Consider the following 25,403-nt stretch of genomic DNA (forward strand, 5'->3'; position numbering starts at 1 on the left):
AAAAACCACGTCCACCACCACACTACCCACCAACACCACACCACACAACACCCATACACCGACCATTCCATCACCAGACAACACACATTCATCACATATTTAGATAAGAAACTATCCCCCAGCCACGGCAATGGGTTCGACTGCAAGCGAATCTCAGCCACTTGCCAACATCACTACCAGTCAGCTGCAATCCCTAGTGCACCAACAGACCGTTAGGCCGAGTACCCCCATCCCGGAAGGTCATCGGGAAAACAAAAGGTGGGGATCCAGCACAAGCCGAATCCCCACCATCAATGAGCGAAAAACTCTGAAATCGATCACGGAAACAAAGCCATTGAGGTAAATCTCCCTCCTAGTCGTGCTATGCGCCGCCCCTGTGAGCAGTAGAGGACGATGCAAACCATGCAGGAGATCCCGAATTCATGCCTCTTGTCGAACATCCGTACGCGTAATGATTCGTGGCATGGCGTGTTCCTTTACGGAATGCTCATCCACGATCACTTCCTCCACGTCATTCAATTCGGGAAGCTGGAACATGATGTCCTCCAACGTCTTCTCGATAATCGATCTCAATCCCCTGGCACCGGTCCCCTGCAGCATCGACGTATGTGCAATCGCCGATATGGCCTTATCGGTAAAGGAGAGCTTCACGCCATCGATAGCGAAAAGCTTTTGATACTGCTTGACCAAAGCATTAGATGGACATTGAAGGATCTGTTCCAAATCACGCTCGGTCAGATCATCCAGCACACTGATCACGGGAAGACGACCGATGAATTCCGGCAATAGTCCGAAATCGGACAGATCATCCGCACTGACCTGATGCAGTATCTCGGAATCAGGAACCGGAGTCTGTCTCCACGTGGAATTGAATCCACTCTCGTATTTGCCAAGTCGCTGCTCGATGATGTCCTTAAGGCCTACGAACGCACCTCCGCAGATGAACAGAATGTCATTGGTATCGATGCGGACCGTTTCCAGATCCTTGTGCTTGCGAGTACCCTCCATAGGCACATTGGCGACGGTTCCCTCGATGATTTTTAGCAGAGCCTGCTGCACGCCCTCCCCGGAGACATCACGAGTGATGGAGGTGTTTTCCCCGGATTTACGAGCGATCTTGTCGATTTCATCGATATAGATGATGCCCTTGCTCGCTCGTTCCACATCACCACCGGCCGCCTGAATGAGGCGTTGCAGTATAGTCTCCACATCATCACCGACGTATCCGGCCTCCGTAAAGGTCGTAGCGTCGGCGATAATGAACGGGACGTTCATGACCTTGGCCAGAGTCTGTGCCAGGTAGGTTTTCCCAACCCCCGTGGGGCCAAGGAGCAGAATATTCGATTTTGCGACTTCGACGTCGGCAAAAGGATCCTGTGTCTTGTTCTGTTTCGTTGAAAGCGCTGCGGCTTGGTCGCGGAGTCCCATGTTGACACGTTTGTAATGATTGTATACCGCAACGGATAGCGTCCGCTTGGTTTCCGTCTGACCGACGACGTAACGGTCCAGATACTCGAATATCTGACGGGGGTACGGCAGGTGCAACGCGTTCATCTCCGCATCATCCCGTCGCTCGTCGGAGATGATATCAACGCATAGTTCTATGCATTCATCACAAATGGCCACACCGGGACCGGTGACCAATTTATGAACTTGATGTTCGCTCTTGCCGCAGAACGTGCATCGCGGAGTGTCCTCGCTGTAACTGACTACTCGTCCCATGGGTATTCCTCTGGAAGATCGATGAAATTCGATTCGCAAAGGGGCTGAAACGCCCGAAACAGACGTTCAGCCCCTGCCATACGAATCGCAATATATCACTGCCGGGTTTCGAGAACCTCGTCCACGATGCCGTATTCCTTCGCCTGGGATGCGGTAAGGATCGTGTCCACCTCGATATCCTTGCGGATCTTTTCGATGTCCTGTCCCGTATGCTTGGCCAACGTCTCTTCGAGCCAGGTACGCAGTCGCAGCATCTCACGAGCCTGAATCTCGATCTCGGTGGCCTTGCCGAAATCCTGTCCCATTGCGGGCTGGTGGATCAGCACACGCGCATTGGGCAGCATCAGTCGCTTTCCGTGAGTGCCTGCCGCAAGCAGAATGGCGGCGGCGGATGCAGCCTGTCCGAGGCAAACGGTCTGCACATCGGGCTTGATGTACTGCATGGTGTCGTAGATGGCGGTCATAGCGGTCATGGACCCGCCGGGGGAATTGATGTACATCATCACATCACGATTCGGGTCCTGGCTTTCAAGAACCAGCAGCTGCGCCATGATGTCGTCGGCGGAAGCGTCGTCAACCTGCACGCCCATGAAGATGATGCGATCCTCGAACAGCTTGGTGTAGGGATCCTGACGCTTGAACCCGTACGGGGTCTTCTCCTCAAACTGCGGGAGGATATAGCGAGCCTGCGGCATGCCCCCGGCAAGACGCTGGGCGTGCGCAATGTACTGTGCTTCTTCGGATGCCATAATCATTCACCCTTCTGTGTGCTCATGGTGCCAGGCGTGGTCACGATCTTGTCGACGAAACCATAATCCAGCGCCTGCTGCGCGGTGAACCAGTGATCGTATTCGTTGTCGCGGTAGATCTCCTCCACCGTATGACCGGTCTGCTGTGCGGTGAGTTCGGACAGTGTCTTCTTCATATCCATGATGAGCTCGGCACTGATACGAACGTCAGTGGACGTACCACCGACACCGCCGGACGGCTGGTGCATCAGCACACGCGCGTGAGAGGTGATGAATCGCTTGCCCGGCGTACCACTGGACAGGAGGAACTGTCCCATCGACGCCGCCATACCGACGGCAACGGTAGCGACGTCGGGTTCAATGAGCTGCATGGTGTCATAGATGGCCATACCGGCGGTGATGGAGCCACCGGGGGAATTGATGTACAGCCAGATATCCTTCTTTGGATCCTCGGCCGCAAGCATCAGCATCTGCGCGCAGATGCGATTCGCCATATCGTCTTTGACTTCCTCGCCCATCCAGATGATGCGATCCTTGAGAAGCCTGTTGAAAATCGGATCGACGGGCCCCGCGGGCATGTCCTCACCGGCCATGACGGGCAGAGGCGCAAACGTGTTGCTCACCTTGTCTCCTTTGTTGCGATTCTGATGATTTTCAGACTACCGTCTGAATTCGACGGACAAGTCGTTTTCGGCTCACTGCGTAGGAGTGTCGCCGGGAAGACCGACGCTACGATACGACAAAAAGGGTCGGAGCCCGACTGCATGACCATCGGTTCCGACCCTTTCTCATCTGATGATGTCGCCTATGCGATTAGCATCAGTCGGCGTTTTCGGCCTTGTCCTCAGAGGCGATCTCGTCAGCCACGGCAGCGGCGGCGGATGCGGCTTCCACGCTTTCCTGAGCCTCGGCTTCGGCCTCATCCTCGCCGAGGAACTGGCTCAGATCGAGCTCGTTGCCTTCCGGATCCACGAACACGACGGCGCGCATACCGGCAAGCATACCCTTGGAACGGCCGACTTCCTGCACGGCAGAACCAATCTGGCCGTTCTGGATGATGGCGCTGATGAAGCGGTTCGGTTCCATGCCGTACTGCTGGGCAATGGAGGCAAGGAAGTTCATCACGTCGGACTGGGAAACCTTGACGTCAAGCTTCTCGGCAAGAGTGTCGAGGGTGATCTGGTCGCGAAGCTCCTTCTCCGCAGACTCCTCGGCTTCCTTCTTCTGCTCATCGGTGGCAGACTCCGGATCCGGGGTCAGGGACTTCAGGTGCTCAGCGGCAAGATTCTGCTTGATGCCCTTCGGAACCGGGATCTCCACGGATTCCTGCAGCTTGGCGATGAACGCATCACGGGCCTCGGTGGCCTGACGGCCTTCGGCGTCGCGCTCGCACTGCTTGCGCACATCAGCCTTCAACTCGTCGAGAGTATCAAATTCGGAGGCTTCCTGAGCGAAGTCATCGTTCAGCTCCGGCAGCTCCTCAGCCTTCACGGAGTTGACCTTGACCTTGACCTGAGCCTTCTGACCGGCATGGTCGCCACCCTCGAGAGTGCTTTCGAAGGTGGTCTCCTCGCCCGCGGACAGACCGTCGAGAGCCTCATCAAGACCATCGAGCATGGTGCCCGAGCCCAGCTCGTAGCTCACGCCTTCCTGGGAATCGACGGACTCGCCATCGATTTCGGCAGCGAGATCAATGTTGGCGAAATCGCCCTTGGTGGCGGGACGATCAACGCCAACCAGAGTGCCGAAGCGCTGACGTAGGTTCTCCAGACGAGCGTTCACATCCTCGTCGGACACGGCCGGCTTGGCCACCTCGATGCGCATGCCGTCCAGCTCAGGCAGATCGAACTTCGGGCGGACCTCAACTTCAGCCGTGAACTTTAGACGGGTGTCGTCCTTAGCGGAGGAAGGAACTTCCTTGACATCCAGCTGGGGCTGGTCCATCGGACGCAGCTCCTTCTGCTCAGCAGCCTTGGAGTACAGCTCACCGATGCCGTTGTTGATAGCCTCACCGGCGACGGAAGCGAAGCCGATGCGCTGATCGATGATCTTGCCGGGGACATGACCCTTACGGAAGCCTGGGATGTTCACCTGCTTGGCGATCTCCTTGCGGGCCGCGTCAAGATACGGCTCGAACTCTTCAGGATCTACGGTCACGGTCAGACGAACCTTGGTGGGTTCGAGATTCCTCACGCTGATTTTCACTCTGCGCTCCAATTCGTTAAAAACATTCTGTTAAGCCATTCAAGGCAACCGTTACATTATAACCCTACTCACGGACTCTGCAATGAGCGAAACCTGCCAGTTTCTAGCTCCTTGCGATGTCAGGAAATCGGAGACGCTATCCGGAACCGGGTCGGCCCAGCAGAGATTACGAAGAATCTGCGGCTTGAGGATCACATCTACAGGCGTCCTAGTGTCCTCACCGATCTGCACAATCACCTCTTTCGCAGCCTGCAGACGAGCAAAGCGCTCAGGATGATGTTCCCTCCAGTATTTCATGGAGCGAGGAGCATTCCCCTCTTCGTGGGAAGGCTGCGGGGACGTCACCGGCAGTTCGGAGGAAGGCAACGACAGTGCCTCGAGAATGGCTTGGCGCCATACGGACGGCTTAACCTGACGCTGCAATGGCGCATATCGTTCGAACATCTTGTCCTGTTCCCCGCCGGTATGCATGCGAACCCGCTGATTCAGTGAACGAATCGCGCTGAAGGCCCGTATATTCCTCGGCTTGCGCTGCCCTGCTTCGATCATGGCGGCATCCGACAGTAACAACGAGGGTGCGATATCCAAACGACGCGCCCAATGGTCACGAACGGTCCACAGACTGCGCACCACGGCAAGGGCTCGGGAATCATTGCTCAACGAGGTGATACGTGACACCCGCCGCCATGGTTCCGGATGCGGTTTTCGCGGCTGCAGTCCCTTGTCCCGAAGATAGGCGAACTCCTCGCGGGCCCATTCCTCCTTCCCCTGCGACTTCAACTCGGCAAGCAGCATCGACCGCAGTTCAATCAGTACCTCTACGTCCAATGCCGCATAGTTCCTCCAGTCACGGGGCAATGGACGATAGGACCAATCAGCTGCGGAATGCTCTTTCGCCAATACCAATCCGAGATATTTCGCGGTGACCGCAGCCAGACCAAACCGGGTATTGCCAAGTAGACGAGCCGCCACTTCAGTGTCGAACACCGCATCCGGACGCATGCCAAGATCAAAGAACCCAGGGAGATCCTGCAGTGAATCGTGTATGATCCAATCCTCGCCGCGTACAGCCTCATTGAAATCGGACCAGTTCGCACCGGCTTGTTTCAGCGCCATGCAATCAAACAGCGCGATGCCGGCCCCCTCCCTTTTGAATTGCACAAGCCAGTCGTCATGTCCATATCGAAAACCCGATGCACGTTCCGCGTCGGCAGCCACCGGCCCCTCGGCATTGGCGAAGCGCTCGACGACGGCGTCAAATCCTTCGATCGTATCGATCACGTCCGGCACCCCTCCACGGGGTTCCTTAAGCAGATGCGGCTCTTTACTCTCTGTCACTGATTGGTTCTTCCAATTCGTCGTTCGTTGTCAAAGATTCCAGGAATCTTGCCCACACGTCCACCTGAGTGCCGGCGTCCACCCATCCCCCCTTCTCTTCGAGAGGAGTCCAGGAGACTCGTAGCTCGCAATCGAAACGCGGAGGATCTCCCGCCGGGTCGGACAGCGATCCAAAGGACGTGTTGCGATTAAGACTTACCGTACCACCAAGGGTTTCCTCGTTGATTCCCGTAATGGAACGCTCCAGCCAATCCCACATCATCGGCGGGGTCAGACCATTGTGTTCGGAACCGGAAATTCTCACCGAACCGTAAGCCACGCACCGCCATCTCGACCCCCATTCGGTTCGAGGATGTTCGGAATACAACACCATGATCCACCCGCAGGAATGAACAGGGGATCCATTGTTGACGTCGATCTGAGCACCGATCCCGTAGTCCGACAACGTCAGGGGCACAGGAATCTCGCGATATATGACGCCGGAACGCTGCCTCATGGCACGCACCGATTCAACGGAGCGCAACACATTGCTGGGCACCGTCATTCCACGATCATCCTCGATGGAGGCTGCACGCGAAGCACCGGCGGTCTGCGATGACCGGCCGATAGGGAACGTGAATATCTCGGCCATATACCCAACATTAGCCCCTGTGACTACTGTTTCTTGGGATTGAAATTCTGTTGCACTCTAAGTGCACTCTATTTTGTTGTGCACTCCTTATTATAAGGGAGCGGCTCCGCGGGCGCTCCCCCAATGCGCTGGCGCGTATTCTGGATGGCCGCCAGTGAAATGCTCCACGATCCGACTATGCAGGAGATCAATCGCGACGTGGTCTCCATGGGGCAGGTCCAATGCCGGAAACGCAGAATCGCCCCTCTGGAACGCAGTTTTTCCGGCTGCGTTCCAGAGGGGCGATTCTGTATTCGGTGCGTCAATTATTCCATTAGGACATTCTGGTGGCGGTTATTTGCCACCGAGTCGCATTGGGTTGTAGGTGACGCCGAACGCTGCGGCGATGATGCCGGCCGCGCTCGAAATGTAGGCGCCGACCTGCGGGTCGCCGAACGCGCTGACGCCGAGGCCGATCACGCCGGCGATCAGCGTCACGATGTAGATGATCGTTCGGACGGTGTCGTTGAACACGGGCGTGTAGGTTGTGGTGCCGTCCGAGTGCTGCGTGGTGTCGTCGGGCATGTGTCTCCTTCCTAGAATCGGTTTTCGTTGAGCCTGCGCTGGATGGCCTGGCCGAGCCCGTATCCCCAGTTGGTCCATGGGCGCATGTCGGGGGTGGCGACGCCGAGGTGGCGGTGCAGGCCGTCGATGTATTTGGGGCCGGCGAGCCCGTCGAGCTGGCCGGAGTAGAATCCCTCGTTTTTGAGGATCCGCTGGGTGGCGAGGATGAGCTGGCTGCCGTCGCCGCCGTACGCGTAGGACTGGAGCGCGGGGCGTGCGTATCCGGACGGGCGTACCTGGCCGGTCACGACGCAGTCCACGGGCGTGCCCATGATCTGCTGCCAGCGGCCGATGGTCGCCGGGCCGCATGACCCGTCCACCGCGAGCTGGCCACTGGTGAGGCCGGACAGGCTGCCGGTGATGCCGTCGTACGCGGGGCGCAGGATCGCCGCGACCACGTTCCATGATCGGGTGCGGCGGGCCACCGAGCCGTTGTTGGTGTTGCCCTCGATGGTCTGCAGATATCCACCGCGGTTGATCTCGACGAAGCCAATGTGGTCCACCGGGCCGGAGTCCCATTGGAAGATCACGAGGTCGCCGGGCTGCGCGCCACGGGTGTCGACCTGTCGGCCGGCGTTGCGCCCGTCGCGCAGGATGTAGGGCACGTACGCGGCGGGCATGCCGGGGAACGACTGTCCGGCACGGTCGAGGCACCATGACGCGAACATCGCGCAGAACGGCACGCCGCTCGTGCCGAAATACGATCCGTGCGACTGTGCGTACCAGCGGCCGTATCTGGTGCCGGGTTCGGGATCGGTCCACCGGCTGTAGCCGATTTCGCCCGCCGCGATCCTCAGGACGTCATTCGCCGTCGCCACTGTGCATCACCTCCACCGGTTCGGCCATGTCGGCCACGTTGTCCGCCTGACTGGAATCGGACACGAGCGTGTCCTCACTTGCTGGGTCGACCATGATCGACCTCCTTTCCGCCCCGTATCGGGGCAATGTGGCCCATCCTGTGAGATGGGTCGATGGGTTATGGGAGCAGGAACGGGAGCGCGATCAGCAGGGCGAGCCCACGCAGGAGCACGACCAGCAGGATCACGCCCAGCAGGACCATGGCCACGAGGGCGAGGACCGCGAGCAGGATGACGATGACGCGTCGGATGATGTCGCTGACCGTCATCGGTACTCCCAGTCATCGGACGTTTCCCTGCGCACGTAGTCCTGTTTGAGCGCGTCGTACCTGGCGTGGCCCAGCCCGTTGCCGCCGAGAGCCAGATACTCGCGCCCCGCCTCCAGCTGGCGTTCGTGCTGGGTGCGAGTATTGGTGTGCGCGAACATCTCGATGCGGAGCACGTCCAGACGGATGGCGCGACGGTCGCGGTCCGACTCGTCCAGCCGGGCGAAATCCCGGTCCAGCTTGGCCTCGAGCGAGACGATCACCGGCGAGGATGCCAGGGCACGGTCGAGCTCGTCACGGGTGATGGTCATGTCATGCCTGTCCAGATGCCGGTCGACCCGGCGCAGGATCCAGGCCATGACACCGCCCGAACCGACCGACGCGACGGTGACCGCGGTCCAGAACTCCGGCGACGCGAACAACTGGGGAAACGGCATGATGTCCTTTCGATCGTGAACGGCGGGGGCTTATGCGCCGCCTTGGATGGTGGTGACGTCGGGGCGCATCCACTCGTGGCTGGTGTCGCCGGTCTCGACCTGCACGTGCAGGTCCGCGTCGACCGGCTGGGGCGTGGTGTTGCACAGGAGCTCGAGCTGCCATTGGGTCGCTCCGTCGGGGATCGTGAAGGGCTTGCCCGGGGTCAGCTGGTCGCCGACCTTCTGCCCCTGCGCGTCGTAGAACTTCATGCTCAGGCTGATGCCGGGGATGTTTCTTTTGGAGCTCATGCTGATCGTGCCCGAGTCGGCTGGCGCGGGGAAACGCCATTTGACGCCGGACCAGATCGCGGTTGGCGTGCCGGACAAATGCAGGCTCCCGTCCGTGTTGACGGTGCACGCCAGGCCGGAGACGTTCGCGGGCCCGTAGGAGAGCAGATTGCGCGAGCGTACCGTGACCGGCACGATGGTTTTGACGGACGGCACGGTCCTGCTGGTGACGGTCAGCCCGGTGTCGCCCATGGCCAGCCCGGTGACGGTGATGGATCCCATGACGGGGTCTCCTCTCTGAGATGGGAGCCCCTGTCATAGGGGCTCAGGGTTTGATGACTAGTCTCACGTCGTCGACTCGCATGTAGCCGCCGCGCGCGGTCAGGGTCAGCGTGAAATCGTCGGCGGGGGACGTGAACTCGAGCGTGGCGACGGCCCATGCTTTCGAGGTCTCCCTCGAGTCGAGCGTGCCGACAACGCGCCCGTCGCACGCGACCTCGATGCTGCGTTTCGTGTCCGCGTTGTTCATGAGGTTCGCGCTCAGCAGGAGCGTGGAGCCTGCGGGCAGGTGATCGACGTGCTGGCTGACGGACGCGCCGGTGCCAACGTTGCCGAACGGCGGCGAGTACAGGCCGGTGCCGATGCTCGTACTGTCGTTCTTCACGTCCCCGCTGGTCTGCCACCCGGATAGCGTGTCGAACGTGCCGTTGGCTATGGCGTTCGCGTCCAGCACGCTGACGGGCACGCGTGTGGTGACGGTGCCGGCGGTCAGGACCAGGGTCGTCTCACCGGCCGTGACGCCGGTGACGCGAATCCACCCCCCTGATGGTTTTCGGCCATGATGAGGCTCCTTTCTAGTCGTCCTCCCGCGTGAGGCGGGTCGGCTCCCTCAATTCGGCGATTCCCGTGTCCTGGATGCTCGCCGCATATTCCTGATTGGCGGTAGCGGGCAGCACGCTCACTGCGACGGCCACGCTCTGGCCCACACGCACGATGACCGGGTTGGGGCTGACGCTGATCGATTCGGGAGCGTATGCGCATGCGACCGACACCGCCGCGGACGTGAACCCGTTCACGGTGGCGGTGACCAGCGCGGTGCCGCCATGCGCCCAGGCGAGCGTGTTGCCCCGCATGGTCGCCACACCCGTATCCAGCGAGCGCCATGTGACTCCCTCGGTGGTGAGTGTTTCGGTGTGGTTGTCGCCGTATGTGGCCGTGGCCGCGAGTTGGACGCTGCCGTTGACCGGCAGGCTCGTGGGCGGGGTGGCCCCGTCGATGGTGGTGATGCGGATTGCGGTGACGGTGTCCTTGGGTGAGGGCCAGAGGATTTTTCCGTTGTAGATTGCGTTGTGTGGGTGTCCGTTGCGGATGGGTTTTGGGATTGTTTTGTTTGCTAGCAGGACTGGCATCAGAGAGCTCCCTCTTCGTCGTCGTTGTTGCCGGTGGCGTTTTGGGCGGCGTCTTCGACGGTTTTGACGGCTTTGTCGATGCGGGTGATGGCGTCCTGTGCGCTGTCGGCCACGGTTTGGGCTTGGTGGGTGATTGCCCTGACGTTGGCTCTGGCTTCGCCGCTCAGCGTATTGACGGTGTCGGCGTTGGATTCTGCGGTCGCCTTCAGGGCGGTGATTTGTCGAGTTTTGGTCTGGGCGTCTGCTGCGGCCTGGGCGATGGTGGCTAGGGCGTCGGTCGCGATTGTGGAGGCCTGGGTCTCGTCGTAGAACACGAGGACGTTGGGGTGTGCGGCGCTGTAGGTTTCGGCGTCCTGTTGGTTGGCTGCTCGGTAGCAGCGGAGCAGGGTTCCGCCGTCCATTTCCACGGGGACCAGGGTTGTGGGGTTGATGTCGGTGAGGCTGGCGTATTCGAGTTGGGTCGTGCTGTCGGGGACCTCGAAGTACCTGTCGTAGGCGTATGGGGTGCCTGGCAGTTCGGTTGCGTGCCAGGCCCAGGTGTCGTCGGTTGGGGCAAGGTCAACGGTGACGGTGCCGTTGTCATCGAGGTTGGCGGTGAATGATTTGGCTGCGAAGACGTTGTTGCCGGTGATGTGGCGTCGGACCGGGGCGAATCTGACCGAGCCGTTGGGCACGGGTACGGCCCCGCCGTTGTCATGGGAGAGGATGGTGACTTTGATCTTGGTCATGGGGTGTCCTTCCTATTCCTCGTTGTTGTCCGGCGTTGTGCCGGTGATGGTGGCCCAGGTGTCGTCTGGGATGGTGTTTATGAGGGTTTCGATCTGTGCCTGCAGGAGTGCGTTCCGCTGTTCCAGTTGGGCGATGCGGTTGGCGAGTTGGGTGATGATGGTGCCTGCATTGGCGGGGATGGCATCGGAGGATCGTGTGGCCATGTGGTCTCCTTTCCGTTGGTTATTGCTGTGGTATGGGGCGGTGGCGGACGGTGACGAGGGATTCCACGAACATGGTCCGCGCTTCGTCGATGGCATCGGAGTATTTCGCGAGCAGGTTTTCCAGTTCGGTTACGTTCACGGTGTCCGGTAGCGGCACTGTCTGTTCGTCGGCGGTTGGTGTGTCGTCAGCGAGTGCGAGGGCCGTGGCTCGGGCTTGTTGTGCTGTGGTTTCGTAGTCGTTGGTTGGGGTTCCTGGCAGTCCGAGGAGGCGTCGTGTGGTGGCGCGTCCGTCGATGCTGAGGGCTCGTGTCTTGGGGTTGATGGCTCGGTGGAGTGATGCGAGGGAGGTTTGGTTGAGGTTGTTGAGCTGGTTTTGTTCGAGTTGTGTGTAGGCGGGTGTCCATGCGTTTTCGCTGGTTTTGGTGTTGAGGATGCCTGGGTCCTGCGCGGCGAGCATCATGGCGATGGTTTCGGTGTTGGTGGTGCATCCGAGCAGTTCTCGCCATGCTGCGAGGGTGGTGAGTTTGCAGGTCAGCCCTCCGGTTTCCCCTGGTGATGGGCGGAGGGTGAGGGTCTCGTTTTCGATGATGATTTGCATATGTGGTCCTAGTTTTCGAGGAATGCGATGTAGTCGCACCAGATGGTGCCGTTGTATTCGTTTGGGTCGAGGTTGCAGCACAGGACGTCGAAGGATGACGCGTTGCCTGTGTTGGTGACGTGGGCCTGGATGCCGGCGTATGGGCAGTCTGCGTTGGCGAGTGCGTGGTAGTGCCCGTATTTGGCGGGGTTGAGTCCGACTCGGACGGGGCTGCCCATCCAGTTGTGCTTGAAGCTGCCTCTCCATGGTGCCCAGTTTCCGGTTTGAAACGTTGCCCGGCCGGGTAGGCCTCCAAGGAAGCCTCCAAGGAATAGGTACCCCGTGTTGATGTCGGCGGTGATGCCGACCTCGCCGTTGGCGTTTCCGACTTTTGCGTAGATGGAGTGGTCGGGTAGGCTTCCTGCGCAGACTGCGTGGAAGTTGCTGCTGTAGTTGTCGACGCGCCATCCGGCGTTTTCGGTGGATGCGTTGTTCCAGTGGCGGGACCAGACCGTGGGCGAATGTGATTCGAGAAAACTGGTGGTGTCATTGCCGTCTGGGGTGAGCAGGCTGAGATCCGAGTACCACTTTCGCTGGCTTGTGTCCGGGTTTTGATGGCTGTAGTCGGCGCCTGCGATGAAGTAGACGGTGGCGCGCTGGCGTTTTTGGCTGTCTCGTCGTACGCCGATACGGCCGAATGATCCGTATCCGTGGCCGACTCCGAGCGCGCCGGAGTCCCTTTGACCGCTGTGGAATATGAGTGCTGAGACGTTGCCTTCGGTGGTGCCGGTGGATTCGGTGGCGATGAACGGTGCCGCCTGGTAGCTGCCCGACAGGGGGAAGCTGATGCCGGATCCTGTGAATGAGGCGTTCACGCCGACGACGGTTGTGGAGAAGTTGGGACTGACCACGACGCGGTTGCCGCTCATGCCGGTCTGGAAGGTGCCGGTGATGAGGTTGCTTTTGCCTTCTCCATCGAGATGGACGGTGGGGTTGTGGCTGGAGTCCCACATGTCGAGGGCTCCGCCCTTGAGCTTCCATCCGGTGTTCGTGGAGGTGGAACTTTGGAAGATCGAACCGGTGAACGTGTAGCCGGTGAATGTCCCGGCCTTGATGTCGTCGGCCGTGATCTTCCTGGCCTTGAGCAGCTCGGTGAGGATCTCTCCATTGCCGATATGAATGTTCTTGGCGAGGATGCTGCCGTCCTTGATGAGGACTCCCCCGTCGATGCTGCCCTTGACCAGCACCTGCGACGCGTCCAACGACCCGGCCTTGATGCGCGCGGCATCCAGATACCCGGCCTTGATCACACCTGCATCCAGACCTGCCGTGGTGATATCGGATGTGGTGATCTTGCGGACCTTGAGCAGCTCCGCAAGGATCTCTCCATTACCGATGCGGATGTTGGTGGCGGTGATGGCACCGTCTGCGATCAGGACACTGCCGATGCTGCCATTGACCAGCACCTGCGACGCGTCCAACGACCCGGCCTTGATGCGCGCGGCATCCAGATACCCGGCCTTGATCACACCTGCATCCAGACCGTTGGCGCTGATGTCATTGGTCGTGATCTTACGGGCATTGAGCAGCCCTGTCAGGATCTCTCCATTACCGATATGGATGGTCCCCACGGTGATGCTTCCTGGTTTGATCAGGGTGGATCCGGTCAGGCTTCCAGGCAGGAGGACACTGTCGGCAGACAGCGAGTGCGCGGTGAATGCCTTGCCGTTCCACACGTATTCGCCGATGATGGTCCCGGTTGAGTCGGTCTTGCGCCACAGGTCGCCATTGGCCAGTCCGGAGTGCGATGGTTCGGCCGATTGCGTATAGATCCGGTTTTTCGCGTCGGCGGTGGTCTGGGCGTTCTTGGCTGCGGTGAGCGCGCTGGTGATGTCGTTCCTGACCCAGTCTGGCAGCGTGTAGGAGTCCTTGGCTTCGGCGAGCCATTTCCCGCTTCGTAGGTACCATCGCCCGAGCACCTTGCCGGTGCCGTCGATCTGCGTCCACATCGCACCTTCCGGTTTGCCCGCGGTGTCGGATGACGTCGGGGCCTTGCCGCTCACCGTGGTCTTGCCATCGATCGACGTGACCGTCTTCGACAGGTCGGCCACGTCTTTTTCGGCTTGGCTGATGCGATCATTGACGTCGTCGAATATGGAGTCGGGGATCTCCGGAGTGGTGCGGATCCACTTGCCTGAGCTGAGCATCCACATGCCGAGCACCTTGCCGGTGCCGTCGATCTGCGTCCACATCGCACCTTCCGGTTTGCCCGCGGTGTCGGATGACGTCGGGGCCTTGCCGCTCACCGTGGTCTTGCCATCGATCGACGTGACCGTCTTGCTCAGATCGGTCATATCCTGAACGGCCTGGTCGATCCTCTGGTTGATGTCGTCAAATTCGCCAGGGTCGATGACCGATGAAATCGTCACGCTGGCCGATGCGCTCCAGGCGCTTTTGTTGCCGGATCGGTCGACGCTGCGCAGGGCGAACCAGTAGGTCTTGCCGATGGTGAGTCCTGTGATGATGCTGTGCCCCGCCGCGGTGGAGATCTTGTCCCGGTACGACCAGTTGCCGTTGGATTCGCTCATGCCGAGCTCGCAGTGGCTGAAATCGAGTTCCATGCGACCGCCTGATGAATTGAGTCCGTCCCATTGCACATCGGCGACTCCGAGCTCGCTGGACGCGATCGGCTTGGACGGGACGCTGGGAGGGGTCGTGTCGGCTGCGATGCGCACGGTGGTCACGTCGGACCATTCCCCCATCTGGTCGCTGTAGGTGGGCACGGCGCGTACACGGAATCCGTATTCGACACCGCATTCGAGTCCTCCGATGCCGACTGTCGTGGCGGTTGCGTCGGAGACTCCTGCCGACACCCATGGGGCTCCGGCGAGGTTCTTGCGATAGGCGGCGATGTAATGGCTGATGCCAATGCTGGTGTTGTCAGTGGCCTTGGTAACCGCGTCCCATCGGAGCGTGGCCAGGCCGAGCGCCGTTCCGTTACTGCTGATGTAGGCGCTGGATGCGACCACGAGGCCCTTCGGAGCCTGCGGCACACGATGGTCGGTCTCGGGGGCTGGCCGCCCGTTCTCACTGCCGGCGAGCGCGGCGCCTCCTGTGATGCCCTGGATTTTCTTGTTGGCTTTGACCTGGGCGTCGTATTTGATGTCGTTGAGGGTGACGGTGGCGGTCAGGCCGTCCTGGGTGGAGGCGATGTCGATTTCCTGGATGCGGACTTTTTCGCCGTGGTTGACGGTGGGTGCGCTGATCCAGTCGCCGGGATGGTAGTCCACGAGTGGGAGTGTGTCGACGTTGGTGGTATTGAGGCTGCGTGTGTATTGGCCGCGGACTCGGGCGCTGTTTCCCAGTGTGGCTTGCATGAGGGATTTGGCGGTGGCCTCGTCGCTTACGCCGCCTTGTGAGACATAGGATTCCCAGCGACCCCATGGAGTTGGTGCGGCGGGGTTGTTTTCACGGAAAATGAGGCCGTTGTCGCCTTCGACGAGGATGTCGGAGCTGAGGTCGCTGATGGATTCTTCGTTGGGTGCGTCGGTGATGTCCTGTCGGTAGCGCAGTTGGATTGTGGGGCTGAGGTCGCGGCTGAGGGCTGTGCTGTCGGGGTTCCAGAGTTGTAGGGTGCGTCCGTTGGTGCGCCAGTCTGCTCCGCCTCCGCCGACGAGGCTGGCGAGCGCGGTTTGGACGCTGACTCCGAGGCTGTAGTAGAGGGTGTAGATGCTGGCCCATTTGTCGCCGTTGCTGTCGGTGCCGGTGGTGAAGTCTGTAGCGATTCCGGTTGCTGCGCCTTTTCGGGTTTTGTTTTCGTCGAGGAGTGTTTTGATGATGGTGCCGGGGTTGGCTGAGAGGAATGCTCGTTTGCCTTTGTTGTCGCCGTCTGCGATGAGGTGGCTGGTGTCGTTGTTGAGGATTTTGGAGAGTAGCCAGGAGATGCTGGGGGCATTGATGGTGATGGTGTCGGTGGCGTCGGTGGCGTTGTTGCTGCGGGTGATGGCGAGGTATCGGGCGTTGTGGGGTTCGTGGTAGCTGGTGCCGTCGCTGACTTCGAGGGCGATTTCGAGGCCGTGTTCGAGGGTGCGGGCGAGGATGTCTCCTGCGAGGGCTTTGCGGCTGTAGGTGAGGGTGAGGGCACCGTCGTCGTTGTGGAGGATGCTGGCGTTGAAGGCGGTGGGTTGGGGCAGGATGCCGATGCGGGTGCCGAAGGGTTCGTAGGCGGCGAGTCGTGCGTGGAGGGTGCGCTTGCTCATGTGGGCTCCTGTCGTGTTTACCACCATGCGGGTTTGGTGCGGATGGCGGCTTTCTGTGTGGTGTTCTGGCTGATGCTGATGGTGTAGGTGCCGTTGTTGTCGGGCCAGATCTCGAGTGGTTCGCTGGTGTAGTCAGGTGGGGATGTTTTGGTGCCGGTGTCCCATGCGGTGGCGGTGTTGCTGCGCCATGCGGTGAGGTTGGCGGGGTCGAGGAAGAGGTAGGGCTTGCTGGTGTCGGTCCCGCCTCCCCAGGTGATGTCGGTGCCGCTGGCGTGGTTGGTTATGGTGACGGCGGTGGGGTTGTTGAGTCTGATGATGGGGTCGATGATGGGCGCGTTTGCGTTGCCGTTGGTGAGTAGGGTTCCTCCTGTGGCGGGGAGTTCGATGGTACGGGCTGTTTCCTGCCAGAACACGTCGGGCAGGGCGAGTACGGCCGTGTACCGTTCGTGGGGTTTGTAGGGGCGTTCGTTGTCGTTGGCGGTGAGGCTGGTGAGTTCGGCCCGTGCGCTCATGGTGCGGCTGGTTCCTGTGGCGAGGTCCCGTTCGGTTTTGCCTAGGGTGATGGTGGGCAGGGTGAGCAGGCGGAGGAAGTGTTCCGTCATCGTGGTGGATTCTGTTCCGTGGGCGAGCGCGGTGATGGTGATTTCGCGTTCGTCGAATCGTGGGGCCATTCCTGGGGTGATGCTGCCGTGACGGCCCTGGACCGTGGTGACTGTGCGGCGCGGGGTGATGGCGGCTCGCCATGTGGTGCCGACTGTGACGTGGAATCCGCTGGTGTCGAGAGGCATGCCGTTGAGGCTGTATGAGACTTCCTTCGGCATGCCAGTCCTCCGTTTCTACCATTGGGGCATTGCTGCCGTTTGGAGTTTTTGCTGTGTGGATATGGATGTGGGTGCGATGGCGGGGTAGATGAATGTCTGGTTGACGTTCGTGGTGCCCGCGTCCTGCAGGAGCCCGCTGATGGCGGTGGCGATGGCCTGAGCGATCTGCTGGCTGTCAACCTCGCCGGGCCATCGGCCTGTGGCGTTGGCGCGTTCGAGTTTGCCGATGCCGAGTCGGCGGGCGGCCGCGGCTCGGATGACGAATTCGTCGGTGCTGGCGAGCAACGGTATCGAGTCGCTTGTGGGGGTGCCGGGACCTTTGAGCAGGCCGCCGGGGTTGCCGCCGGACGCGAATCGGGGTATCGCCCCTCCGGTTGCCCGTTGGATGACCGCTCCCCCGTCTGCCCTGCGGATGACGCCTCCATCGGCTTTCTTGTTGAACCAGTTGCCGACCGACTGGGCGACGAGCTTGATGGTCTTGACGCCGGGGATGAGGTTGAGCAGTCCGTTGATCGAATTGATGGTCCTGCTGGCGTTGTCCTTGGCGTTGAGGTCGGTGGTCTTCTCCTTGGGCACGTTGTGGATGGCGTTGTTCAGATCGTTGATGTTGTTGATAGCGCCGTCCTTCCATGCCTGCATGACCGTGTCCTTGGTCTGCGGTGTCAGGTTCAACGTGTTGAGGTAGGCTTCCACCTGGCCTTGGTTCATGGGCGAGTTCTGCGTGATCGTTGTGCCGACATCGCCGGGGATGAGTCCGAGGCTGTTGGCGTACTCGTCGGCCTCCTCCTTGCTCATGCCGCATTGTTGAGCGGCCTCCACCATGGCTTCGCGGGCCTCGTAGATGCTGTTTTTGGCCTGTTGGGTGGCTTCGCTCATGTTGCCGTTGGCTTCGCCCTGCTGCAGGGTTGCCTGCGCTGTGGCGATGGCCTGGTTGGCGAGCGATTCCATGGCTGCGCGGTTGGCCTGGCCTGCGGCGCTGGACTCGTCGAGGGTGGTGCCGTTCGCCTTGATGGTTGTGTTGAGCTGTCCCATGGACGAGCTCAGACCTGACTGGAGCGTCTGCAGGGACTGCAGACTTCCGACCATCTGGTTCTGCTGCCATGCCGCGTCCTGATAGGCCTGCTGCATTTCGGCGAGCTCGTTCTTCGCAGCCACGTACTGGTCGAGGGAAATCTGACCTGTTTGGTAGGCGTTCCCGAGGCTGGTGTTGTAGGAGTCGACCGCCGTCTGGCTGCCGGTGACCGCGCTGCTCCATACGCTCAGGTTCACTCCGCTGTCCTGCAGGATGCTGTTGAAGTTGGCAGTGCCGCTGCTGATCGTGTCGAAGAATCCCCAGTTGAGGCCTTCCCCGGTGGATGCCGCGGTCTGGAGGAAATCGGCGACTGCGGAACCGCCTTCTTCCAAGCTGCTTTTGAGTGCGGCTGCCTTCTCCGAACCCTCGGTCAGTTCCCCGATAAGGTCGGTGAGCGCATAGAGTCCCACTCCGATGGCGATGCCGCCGAGAGCGCCTCCGAGCAGGCTGAATCCCTGACTGGCACCGGACGCCTTGCCTCCGGCCGCCGAGGCCTTTTCCCCGGCGGAATCGATGTTGCCGGCGGCGTTCTTGGCCTTGCTGCCGGTGTTGTCCAGCGAGTCGGACAGGGTATCGACCTTGCCTGCGGCGTCGCCTATGCTTCGTCCGGCGGATGACGCCTTGCCTCCGGTGTTGGAGATGGTGTCCCCTGCGGTTTTGATGTTGCCTGTCGCATGCTTGGCCTTGCTGCCGGAGCGGTCGAACATTCCTGCGAGGCCGCCGAATTTGGTTCCGGCGTCGCCGGCATGCTTGCCGCTGGACGAGAGTCCGGATCCCAGCTTTCCGATGAGGTTCGCAGCGCTTTTCGCTCCGGTGCCGATGAGCTTGAGACCACCGCCCAAGGTTTTCACGATGCCGAGGAGGCTATTGATCTTGCCGCCGAACAACGCCAGGCCTGCGATGCCGAGCTGGACCGGCTGGGGCAGGCCCGCGAATGCCTTGACCAGGTCGATCACGGTTTTCGCGGCCTCGCCGATCTTCTGCCCTATTTCGTCGCCGTGGGCTCCGATCTGGTCGGCGACATCTGCGAGTAGCGGGGCGAGTTCCTTGCCGACGGACTGCATGACGGTACGGCTGATCTTCTGCCAGGACTGCTGGATGCTGCGGTTGTTTTCCTCGGCTTCCTTGGCGGCTCCGGTCACGTCCTTGTACGAGTCCTCGACGCCGCCCAGTGCGAGGATCATGCCCATGGCGTTGTCCTCGCCGAGGGACGACCAGAGTTCGGATGCTATGGCGGCACGCTCTGTTTCATTCTTCGTGTTTTTCAGGTCTCCGATGACGGCGTTGAGCATCTCCCCGGCGGTGGCCCCGCCGTTCTTGTAGGATTCCCAGAGCTGCTGCGTGCTCGAGCTGAACCTGCCGATGGAGTCGTCCATACGGCCGTCGGAGAGGCTGGTGAGGAATTCATTGAGGTAGTCGCCGACCTTGTCGAGGTTGTAGGCTCCTGCGTCCGTTCCCGCTTGCAGGAGGCTGAAGTACTGGCTTGCGCTCATGCCAGCTTCGCCCCAGCGGCCTGCGTATTCCGACAGGTTGTCGCCAAGTTCGTCGGTGTAGTTCAGACCGCGCTGCATGCCTGCCGTGAGCAGATCGGTAGCCTCGGTGGCATCGAGGCCGAACCACTTCATGAGCGCGTTGACGCCGCGCACGCTTTCGTTGACGTCCGCGCCGAACACGTCGGACAGGACAAGCGCGTTGCTCGCTATGGTTTCGAGGTTCTCTTCGCTGTCGTCTCCCAGATCGCGCAGGGTGTGCTTGACCTGGGTGACGGCGTCGCGGACCTCGTCGAGGCTTTCGCCCCATCCGTCGGCGTAGATGCGGCTCACCACGTTCGCGGCCTCGGCAGCGGCCTGTTCGTCTCCGAGCGCAGCCTTGAGCTTGTTGCCGAGATTGGCCTGGTCGAGGCCCGAGCTGATCGCGGCTCCGATGGTTGCCCCTACGCCGGCGAATCCTGCGGCCCCCAGCGCCCAGCCTCGCAGTCCTTCTGTCGCGTCCTCCAGCTTGTTCTTGATGCCGCTTGCCGCGTTTCCCGCCGATTCCATGCCCTTTTTGAGCACGTCGGTGGCGCTGGCACCGTTTTTCATGGCCGTGGCGGTCTGATCGGTGGCGCTCTTGGCGGCCTTTTGTGCCTGTTCGAGATCGTTTTCGGTCCGAGCGAGGTTGTCCGACGCGGTCTTCTGTCGGCTGCGCGCCGATTCCACCTTCGCCGCGGCGGTGGCGGCCTGCATGGATCCGGTGCCGTATTTCTCGACTGCGGCGGCGAGCCGCTGTTCGGCCGTTTCGAGGTTCTTGTCGGCGTTGGCCAGTGTCTGCCGCTGCTGGACTGCGCGCGCGGTGAGCCGTTCTGTTTCAGCGCCGAGCCATTCGGTCCCGGTCTTGCCGACCTGTGATGCGGCTTCGAAGACGGCCTTGCGGGCGCGTGCCAGCTTGTCCTGTGCAGACGTGAGCGATTCCGTGGCGGTTTCGTTCTTGTGCTGGGCGGCGGTGAGCCGTTCCTGGGCGCTCATGGCCTGGGATGAGTTCTCGCCGTATTTGGCGATGGCTTCGGCGAGCTTCTGCTCTGCGATGGTCACTGCGGCGGCGCTGGACCGTTGCGTTTCCCTTGCTTTGGCGACCTGCTGGCTGGCTTTGGCGGCGTCCTGGGTGAGTTTGCGGAACGCCTGCTCGCCCATCTGCTGGGTGGCGGCGTCGAAGGCCTTGGCCACATCCTGGCCGGAATCGTGGCCGAGCTTTCGTCCGCCGAACGCCGAGTTGAACGCACTGGCTCCGGTTTTCCCGGAGGCCTTGAGCTCCTTTTCCACGGCGGCGCGCACGCCCTTGAGTACCGGGAAGATCGATACGTGGCCGGTTGCGATTTCAGAGCCGTCCCCTGCCATTGCTGCTCCTTTGCGTTAGAGTCCGTCGAATATAGGGCTGAGCCGGCTTTTGGCCAGGGCCAGCTCCTCGTCCGTCGGAGGGGCCTGTTCGTCGGGGTCAGGGATCGGCGGCATGATGCCCGGCCCCTGATAGTGGTCGAGTATCCACTCATGGCTGACGGGGTATCTCAGTCCCCATCGTTTGGCGCCGACGCTGGTGGACGGGTCGGTGGCGAGATCCGAGAGCAGGTCGATCGCGTCACCGTAGCGGAGCCGGTCGCCGAGATCTCCCGTCAGGCTCCACCCGTGTCGGGCGAAGTCCGCCGCGATGAGCGCATGTTCGTCCGCGTTGCGGATCAGTCGGACGAAGCTGATGATTTTCCCAGGCTCGCTCCCTGCATCTGGGTGAGGATCTTCGTGTACGTGTAGCTCAATGCGATGATCGATGCGGAGGATTCCCCGCGGACGTTCGTCCTGGTGTCGGGATCGTCCACGGTTAGCAGGCTGATCATCTGGTCGACGGGCGTTTCATCGGCGATGGAGTCGACGAGGTCCTGGCTGGGATTGAGCGGCATGCGGTAGATGTTTCCCGAGGGGAAGCACACCCATAGGTTCGGATATTTCACGATGGTCTTCGGTGCGACCATCCTGCCTGCCTCGGCGATGGCCTGCTCGGTCTCGGCGATGGTGATCTGGTCGAACGCCTCTCGGTCGGGCGTGTATTCGTCGGTCATGTATTGCTCCTATCGAGTATCGGGTATGCCCGCCGACGGGAATTGGCATGGCAGACGTCGGCGGGAATAGCGGGGCATGTCAGTCGGCGGGATCGTACTGCCATTCGTTGTAGAGGCTGGTCACTCCGTCGCCGATCAGAGGATCGGTCTGCCATTCGAGGGTGACGTTGCGGCCCTTGACGCTGTTGCGCTCGGACTGGTCGATCTCGGTTCCGGTCACCTGCATGACGCCGTTGAGACGGCGGATACGACCGGACTTGTAGACCTCCTCGTAGTAGACGAGCCACTTGGTGTCGGGAGTCCACGTGGACACCGTGATCATGCCGTTCTCGTCCGGAGCCTTGCCTGTGATGAGTTCGCGGACGACCTTGTTGAATTCCGCGAGCCCCCACTGGATGCTGATGGTCGGGTCCAGCGACAGCTTGTAGCCCTTCTGGAAGAACTCGATCGGGCTGTCCTGGTCCATGCTTTCGTTCGCACCGCCGTCCTGCTTGATCAGTCCGAGACGACGGTACCCCTCCGGCAGGGTGACCTTGGCTCCGCCGCCGGCGGCGGACGCGAGCACGTTGGTCTGCGAGTAGGACGCGATGGCGAGCGCCGCGGTGATTGGCAGGTCGACTTGGGTGAGGTCGTTGCCGAGGGAGTCCTGTGCCATTGTTTGTTCTCCTTATGGTTGTGGTTGTTGGATTTCGCCGGCGATGGTGTAGTCGACGGTGAGGTAGTAGCGTGCGGCCGGGGATGTGTCGCCTGCTGGTGGGGTGGGGCCGCTGGTGTGGTTGATGGCTGCGATGGGGCTGTTTGGTGCGGTGATGATTGCTGGGTCGTCGGTGAGGATGGCGAGGACTCGGCGGGCGAGGTCCTTGCAGGGTTTGGGGTTGTCTCGTGCCCAGCCTCGGATGGTGACGCCGATGGCCCAGTCGTAGGCGATGATGGCGGTCCGTGGGCCGGGGATGTCTCGGATGACGATGAGTGGGTGGGTTCCGTCGTAGTCCGGGGGTTCTCGGTTGCCGATCTGGAGGCGGGGGATGTCGGTGATCTGGGTGCGGAGGTGGTTGCAGAGCCATTGTTCGACGTCCGGGGGGATGATCATCCTGATGCCTCCTTGAGGGCATTGTGGAGGTTGTCGGTCTGGGATTCGATGAGGAGGGTTTTTGCGTCGGTGCCGACGACGAGGTAGGTGTCGCGGTGGGCGTGGCGGACTTTCTTGATTTTGAGGCCTCGCTTGTAGTCTCCGGAGTCGACCGGCGCGTTTTTGCGTGCGATGGCGAGGGTCCGTTCCGCCTTTTCCTTGCATAGGGCGTCTACCTTTGCGCTGCGCAGGATCGCTTCGAAGAAGCTGTCGTCGAAGTGCACGGTGGTCTGTCCGGCTGCTGGCATGGGGTTATCCTTTCCATTCGGCGAGGGTGACTTGCAGGGTGGGTTGCAGTCCGGTGAAGGCGTTGACGTCGTTGCTGGGGAATCCCGTGACTTCCCAGCAGCGGCCGTCGTCCGGGTCGGGTTTGATCCGGTCGCCGATCTGGATGTCGGTGTGGGGATCGTCGATGGTGAGGATGGCGGTGGATGTGGTCTGGTCGCGGGGGCCGTCCTGTAGTCGTGTGCTGGTACTGCTGGCGAGCGCTCCTCGGATGGGGATCGTGACGGGGTTGGTCCAGTCGGATGCTGTGGTGGAGGGGTTGTATGGGTCCGGGGTTCGGGTGGCGCGGAGACGGTTGAATGGGGTTGCTCCGGGGAGGGTGAATCCTGTGTGGCTGGTGGGGATGTCGTCGAGGATGCTCATGGTAGTGGTCCGAGTTTGTAGCGGTTGAGTTTGGCTACCTCGTCGGTCATGAGGCTGACGTTGTAGCTGACGGAGCTGCCGTTGACCGATTGGCTGGTGATGACGCCGGCTGATGCAGTGGCGGCTCGTTTGGCGACGTTGATGAGGACGCCTTGCAGGTCGGTGCATTCGTCGGGGTCGTATCCTGCGTGGATCCGGTAGTGGATGGCGGCGATTCCTGTGGGCCATGGTCCGTCGGTGGACTCAAGGAGACCTGTTTCGGGGTCGTTGATGTAGGAGAGCGGTGTGCCGTTGCGGTCGGTCAGTGTGTCGATTGATGTGATGTGTCTGGCCGGCAGTCGCAGGATGAGCCCTCCCCTGCTGTTGATCACTCCGGCGAGTTCGGTGTTCGGGGTGACGTGCCAGCCGCATTCTCGGCGGATGGCCGCTTGTGCGGCCTTGAGCCAGAATGTGGCGTCCGCGTCGAATGTGCCGGGGTTCGCGATGATGTCCGGGAGGGCCATCTTCATGCTCCTTGCGAGGTTTCTGCGGTTGCGGCCGTGATGATTTCGGGGTTTGCCACGGTGACGGTTACCTCCTGGGCTGCGTCGGGAGGCAGGACCGAGGTCGAGAGTCTCACGGTCTCGCCGGCTCTCATGGTGATGGTTGTCGGCGAGACGATGAGGCTTTCCGGCTCGGTTACTTGGCCGCGGCTTTTCCCAGGGCGACCTTGACGAATGCCTTGGGGTATTTGACCTGCAGTCCGACACGTTCTCGGATGCGGAACGTGATGAGGTCGTTGGTGAAGTCCTCGGCGTGGCTGTTGGTGGATTCTGCGGTCAGGCCGCCCTTGCGGATGACCGCTCCGCCGAGTTTGAATGCTCCGACGATCGCGGTGCCCTGAGCGACTGCCTCGGTCACGACGGTCTTCAGCCCCCACAGGCTGGGGTCCTGCATGATGACGCCGTTGCCGTACTGGCCGGCGAAGTAGCCGCCGCCGTAGTACTGGCCGTTGCTGTCCTTGCTCAGGCGGATGGCCTCGTAGTCGGCGGGGTTGATGACGAGCGCGTCGGCTCGGAAGCCCGTGGCGAGGGCGATCTTGGTGCGGGCCTTGAACAGGCGATCCGGGTCGGAGTCGGTGTCCTGTCCCATGGTTTGGATCTCGCGGGCGAGCAGGCCCTCGATGTTCTTGTCATTGCCGTCGCCGCTCAGGAGCTGGGTCTCCTCGACGAGCTGGAGGTTGTAGCGGGCGTGGTTGTTGATCTCGCTGACGATGTAGGCGAGGTCCTCGGCCATGTTGTCGGTGACCTTCCAGTAGGCGGCGATCTCCTTGAGGCTGTCGGCCTTCCATGTGGGGTCCGGCAGGTGGGTCTGTGGCTTGGCTCCGCCTTCGGCCACGGTGCCGGCACCGCCCTCGAGCGCGGAGTAGACCGGGTATTCGACGGTGTTGGCGTTGCCGGACAGGGTGATGCTGCCGAACAGGTCCGCCACGACGAGGGGGCGTTCGTAGGGCCATGCGCCGTTCATGTCGATCTGGGTGACGACCGGCTGGTATCCGACGCCGGCTGTGCCCGTGCCGGCAGCGTGGGTGTCGGACGAGGCCTTGAATTCCGACGTGCTGAACGGGTGGTTCTTGGTCTGGCCGACTGTCATGCCGGCCTGTTTGAGTTCGGCCGCGTACAGGTCGCCGATGGTGGCTGCTCCGGCGCAGGTCTTGGATTCGCGTGTGGTTACCGCCTCTGGATCGAGGTCGTTGACGCCCTTGAACAGGTCGATGCGCTCCTGCAGTCGTTTGATCTCGGCGACGTGGCCCTTGAGCTGGGTCTGTTCGTCGTCGGTGATGTTCTCCATGCCCTTGGAGACGATGGCCTGTGCCGCCTTCTTCTCGGCGGCGAGCTGTTCCACGAGGTTCATGT

26 protein-coding genes are annotated in these 25,403 nt (G+C 61.3%); all 26 read right to left on the reverse strand.

What is annotated here, in order from left to right; genetic code table 11:
- Nucleotides 1–420: 420 nt before the first annotated feature.
- The 26 genes from clpX to EP30_RS01050 all read right to left on the reverse strand — a co-directional run bounded on the left by clpX (nt 421) and on the right by EP30_RS01050 (nt 25,401).
- Nucleotides 421–1,722 carry an ATP-dependent Clp protease ATP-binding subunit ClpX gene (gene clpX / locus EP30_RS00930; protein WP_181160744.1) on the reverse strand — a complete coding sequence of 434 codons (1,302 nt, stop codon included), beginning with the start codon at nt 1,720–1,722 and terminating at the stop codon, nt 421–423.
- 95 nt (nt 1,723–1,817) lie between these two features.
- Nucleotides 1,818–2,471, reverse strand: a complete 654-nt coding sequence (locus EP30_RS00935; RefSeq protein ID WP_140555347.1) for an ATP-dependent Clp protease proteolytic subunit — start codon at nt 2,469–2,471, stop codon at nt 1,818–1,820.
- A 2-nt stretch (nt 2,472–2,473) separates the two neighbouring features.
- Nucleotides 2,474–3,094, reverse strand: a complete 621-nt coding sequence (locus EP30_RS00940; RefSeq protein ID WP_094665181.1) for an ATP-dependent Clp protease proteolytic subunit — start codon at nt 3,092–3,094, stop codon at nt 2,474–2,476.
- 196 nt (nt 3,095–3,290) lie between these two features.
- Nucleotides 3,291–4,676: a trigger factor gene (gene tig, locus EP30_RS00945; protein WP_094665179.1), complete on the reverse strand. Its 1,386-nt coding sequence runs from the start codon at nt 4,674–4,676 to the stop codon at nt 3,291–3,293.
- 51 nt (nt 4,677–4,727) lie between these two features.
- Nucleotides 4,728–5,966: an HRDC domain-containing protein gene (locus EP30_RS00950; RefSeq protein ID WP_140555349.1), complete on the reverse strand. Its 1,239-nt coding sequence runs from the start codon at nt 5,964–5,966 to the stop codon at nt 4,728–4,730.
- 34 nt (nt 5,967–6,000) lie between these two features.
- A complete protein-coding gene (locus EP30_RS00955; RefSeq protein WP_140555352.1) occupies nt 6,001–6,645 on the reverse strand; it encodes a DUF3000 family protein in 645 nt (214 codons plus the stop codon).
- A 333-nt stretch (nt 6,646–6,978) separates the two neighbouring features.
- Entirely contained in the window at nt 6,979–7,209 is a 231-nt protein-coding gene (locus EP30_RS00960; RefSeq protein WP_140555355.1) for a hypothetical protein, read from the reverse strand.
- Nucleotides 7,210–7,220: 11 nt separating this feature from the next.
- On the reverse strand, nt 7,221–8,066 hold the full coding sequence (locus tag EP30_RS00965) for a CHAP domain-containing protein (RefSeq protein ID WP_140555358.1): 846 nt from the start codon (nt 8,064–8,066) through the stop codon (nt 7,221–7,223).
- Nucleotides 8,067–8,224: 158 nt separating this feature from the next.
- Nucleotides 8,225–8,374 carry a hypothetical protein gene (locus tag EP30_RS10820; RefSeq protein WP_181160727.1) on the reverse strand — a complete coding sequence of 50 codons (150 nt, stop codon included), beginning with the start codon at nt 8,372–8,374 and terminating at the stop codon, nt 8,225–8,227.
- Nucleotides 8,371–8,808 (reverse strand): hypothetical protein, encoded by a 438-nt coding sequence (locus tag EP30_RS00970; RefSeq protein ID WP_140555360.1) that lies wholly within the window; start codon nt 8,806–8,808, stop codon nt 8,371–8,373. Before EP30_RS00970 ends, EP30_RS10820 begins: the two co-directional genes overlap by 4 nt.
- Nucleotides 8,809–8,838: 30 nt before the next feature.
- Nucleotides 8,839–9,357, reverse strand: a complete 519-nt coding sequence (locus EP30_RS00975; RefSeq protein ID WP_140555363.1) for a hypothetical protein — start codon at nt 9,355–9,357, stop codon at nt 8,839–8,841.
- Between the two features lie 43 nt (nt 9,358–9,400).
- Nucleotides 9,401–9,808, reverse strand: coding sequence for a hypothetical protein (locus EP30_RS00980; protein WP_181160728.1), 408 nt, complete (start codon nt 9,806–9,808; stop codon nt 9,401–9,403).
- Nucleotides 9,809–9,929: 121 nt separating this feature from the next.
- Entirely contained in the window at nt 9,930–10,484 is a 555-nt protein-coding gene (locus tag EP30_RS00985; protein WP_140555369.1) for a hypothetical protein, read from the reverse strand.
- Nucleotides 10,484–11,212: a hypothetical protein gene (locus EP30_RS00990; RefSeq protein ID WP_140555371.1), complete on the reverse strand. Its 729-nt coding sequence runs from the start codon at nt 11,210–11,212 to the stop codon at nt 10,484–10,486. The genes EP30_RS00985 and EP30_RS00990 overlap by 1 nt, the downstream gene beginning before the upstream one ends.
- A 12-nt stretch (nt 11,213–11,224) precedes the next feature.
- Nucleotides 11,225–11,416: a hypothetical protein gene (locus EP30_RS00995; RefSeq protein ID WP_140555373.1), complete on the reverse strand. Its 192-nt coding sequence runs from the start codon at nt 11,414–11,416 to the stop codon at nt 11,225–11,227.
- Nucleotides 11,417–11,435: 19 nt separating this feature from the next.
- Entirely contained in the window at nt 11,436–12,014 is a 579-nt protein-coding gene (locus EP30_RS01000; RefSeq protein ID WP_140555375.1) for a hypothetical protein, read from the reverse strand.
- An 8-nt stretch (nt 12,015–12,022) separates the two neighbouring features.
- Nucleotides 12,023–16,252: a hypothetical protein gene (locus EP30_RS01005; protein WP_140555377.1), complete on the reverse strand. Its 4,230-nt coding sequence runs from the start codon at nt 16,250–16,252 to the stop codon at nt 12,023–12,025.
- A gap of 17 nt (nt 16,253–16,269) precedes the next feature.
- A complete protein-coding gene (locus EP30_RS01010) occupies nt 16,270–17,073 on the reverse strand; it encodes a hypothetical protein (protein WP_140555379.1) in 804 nt (267 codons plus the stop codon).
- A 15-nt stretch (nt 17,074–17,088) separates the two neighbouring features.
- Nucleotides 17,089–21,018: a phage tail tape measure protein gene (locus EP30_RS01015; protein WP_140555381.1), complete on the reverse strand. Its 3,930-nt coding sequence runs from the start codon at nt 21,016–21,018 to the stop codon at nt 17,089–17,091.
- Between the two features lie 335 nt (nt 21,019–21,353).
- Complete coding sequence (locus EP30_RS01020; RefSeq protein ID WP_140555383.1) at nt 21,354–21,731, reverse strand: hypothetical protein; 378 nt, start codon at nt 21,729–21,731, stop codon at nt 21,354–21,356.
- Nucleotides 21,732–21,810: 79 nt separating this feature from the next.
- On the reverse strand, nt 21,811–22,386 hold the full coding sequence (locus EP30_RS01025; RefSeq protein ID WP_140555385.1) for a hypothetical protein: 576 nt from the start codon (nt 22,384–22,386) through the stop codon (nt 21,811–21,813).
- Between the two features lie 12 nt (nt 22,387–22,398).
- On the reverse strand, nt 22,399–22,821 hold the full coding sequence (locus EP30_RS01030; RefSeq protein WP_140555388.1) for a hypothetical protein: 423 nt from the start codon (nt 22,819–22,821) through the stop codon (nt 22,399–22,401).
- Nucleotides 22,818–23,108, reverse strand: a complete 291-nt coding sequence (locus EP30_RS01035; RefSeq protein WP_140555390.1) for an HK97 gp10 family phage protein — start codon at nt 23,106–23,108, stop codon at nt 22,818–22,820. Before EP30_RS01035 ends, EP30_RS01030 begins: the two co-directional genes overlap by 4 nt.
- A 4-nt stretch (nt 23,109–23,112) precedes the next feature.
- Entirely contained in the window at nt 23,113–23,508 is a 396-nt protein-coding gene (locus EP30_RS01040; protein WP_140555393.1) for a hypothetical protein, read from the reverse strand.
- On the reverse strand, nt 23,505–24,017 hold the full coding sequence (locus EP30_RS01045; RefSeq protein ID WP_258185289.1) for a hypothetical protein: 513 nt from the start codon (nt 24,015–24,017) through the stop codon (nt 23,505–23,507). The genes EP30_RS01040 and EP30_RS01045 overlap by 4 nt, the downstream gene beginning before the upstream one ends.
- Before the next feature lie 169 nt (nt 24,018–24,186).
- Nucleotides 24,187–25,401, reverse strand: a complete 1,215-nt coding sequence (locus EP30_RS01050) for a phage major capsid protein (protein ID WP_140555398.1) — start codon at nt 25,399–25,401, stop codon at nt 24,187–24,189.
- Nucleotides 25,402–25,403 lie beyond the last annotated feature (2 nt).

The organism is Bifidobacterium sp. UTCIF-39 (assembly GCF_006408715.1).
GTDB classification, from domain to species: Bacteria; Actinomycetota; Actinomycetes; order Actinomycetales; family Bifidobacteriaceae; genus Galliscardovia; species Galliscardovia tissieri.

Coding starts and splice junctions, on each gene's coding strand:
- EP30_RS01045 (WP_258185289.1), bottom strand. CDS start 24,017: ATGAAGATGGCCCTCCCGGACATCATCGCGAACCCCGGCACATTCGAC.
- EP30_RS00970 (WP_140555360.1), bottom strand. CDS start 8,808: ATGCCGTTTCCCCAGTTGTTCGCGTCGCCGGAGTTCTGGACCGCGGTC.
- EP30_RS00960 (WP_140555355.1), bottom strand. CDS start 7,209: ATGCCCGACGACACCACGCAGCACTCGGACGGCACCACAACCTACACG.
- EP30_RS00985 (WP_140555369.1), bottom strand. CDS start 10,484: ATGCCAGTCCTGCTAGCAAACAAAACAATCCCAAAACCCATCCGCAAC.
- clpX (WP_181160744.1), bottom strand. CDS start 1,722: ATGGGACGAGTAGTCAGTTACAGCGAGGACACTCCGCGATGCACGTTC.
- EP30_RS10820 (WP_181160727.1), bottom strand. CDS start 8,374: ATGACGGTCAGCGACATCATCCGACGCGTCATCGTCATCCTGCTCGCG.
- EP30_RS01020 (WP_140555383.1), bottom strand. CDS start 21,731: ATGACCGACGAATACACGCCCGACCGAGAGGCGTTCGACCAGATCACC.
- EP30_RS01010 (WP_140555379.1), bottom strand. CDS start 17,073: ATGCCGAAGGAAGTCTCATACAGCCTCAACGGCATGCCTCTCGACACC.
- EP30_RS01030 (WP_140555388.1), bottom strand. CDS start 22,821: ATGATCATCCCCCCGGACGTCGAACAATGGCTCTGCAACCACCTCCGC.
- EP30_RS01050 (WP_140555398.1), bottom strand. CDS start 25,401: ATGAACCTCGTGGAACAGCTCGCCGCCGAGAAGAAGGCGGCACAGGCC.
- EP30_RS01035 (WP_140555390.1), bottom strand. CDS start 23,108: ATGCCAGCAGCCGGACAGACCACCGTGCACTTCGACGACAGCTTCTTC.
- EP30_RS00975 (WP_140555363.1), bottom strand. CDS start 9,357: ATGGGATCCATCACCGTCACCGGGCTGGCCATGGGCGACACCGGGCTG.
- EP30_RS00955 (WP_140555352.1), bottom strand. CDS start 6,645: ATGGCCGAGATATTCACGTTCCCTATCGGCCGGTCATCGCAGACCGCC.
- EP30_RS00990 (WP_140555371.1), bottom strand. CDS start 11,212: ATGACCAAGATCAAAGTCACCATCCTCTCCCATGACAACGGCGGGGCC.
- EP30_RS01000 (WP_140555375.1), bottom strand. CDS start 12,014: ATGCAAATCATCATCGAAAACGAGACCCTCACCCTCCGCCCATCACCA.
- EP30_RS01040 (WP_140555393.1), bottom strand. CDS start 23,508: ATGAGCATCCTCGACGACATCCCCACCAGCCACACAGGATTCACCCTC.
- EP30_RS00935 (WP_140555347.1), bottom strand. CDS start 2,471: ATGGCATCCGAAGAAGCACAGTACATTGCGCACGCCCAGCGTCTTGCC.
- EP30_RS01015 (WP_140555381.1), bottom strand. CDS start 21,018: ATGGCAGGGGACGGCTCTGAAATCGCAACCGGCCACGTATCGATCTTC.
- EP30_RS00995 (WP_140555373.1), bottom strand. CDS start 11,416: ATGGCCACACGATCCTCCGATGCCATCCCCGCCAATGCAGGCACCATC.
- EP30_RS01005 (WP_140555377.1), bottom strand. CDS start 16,252: ATGAGCAAGCGCACCCTCCACGCACGACTCGCCGCCTACGAACCCTTC.
- EP30_RS01025 (WP_140555385.1), bottom strand. CDS start 22,386: ATGGCACAGGACTCCCTCGGCAACGACCTCACCCAAGTCGACCTGCCA.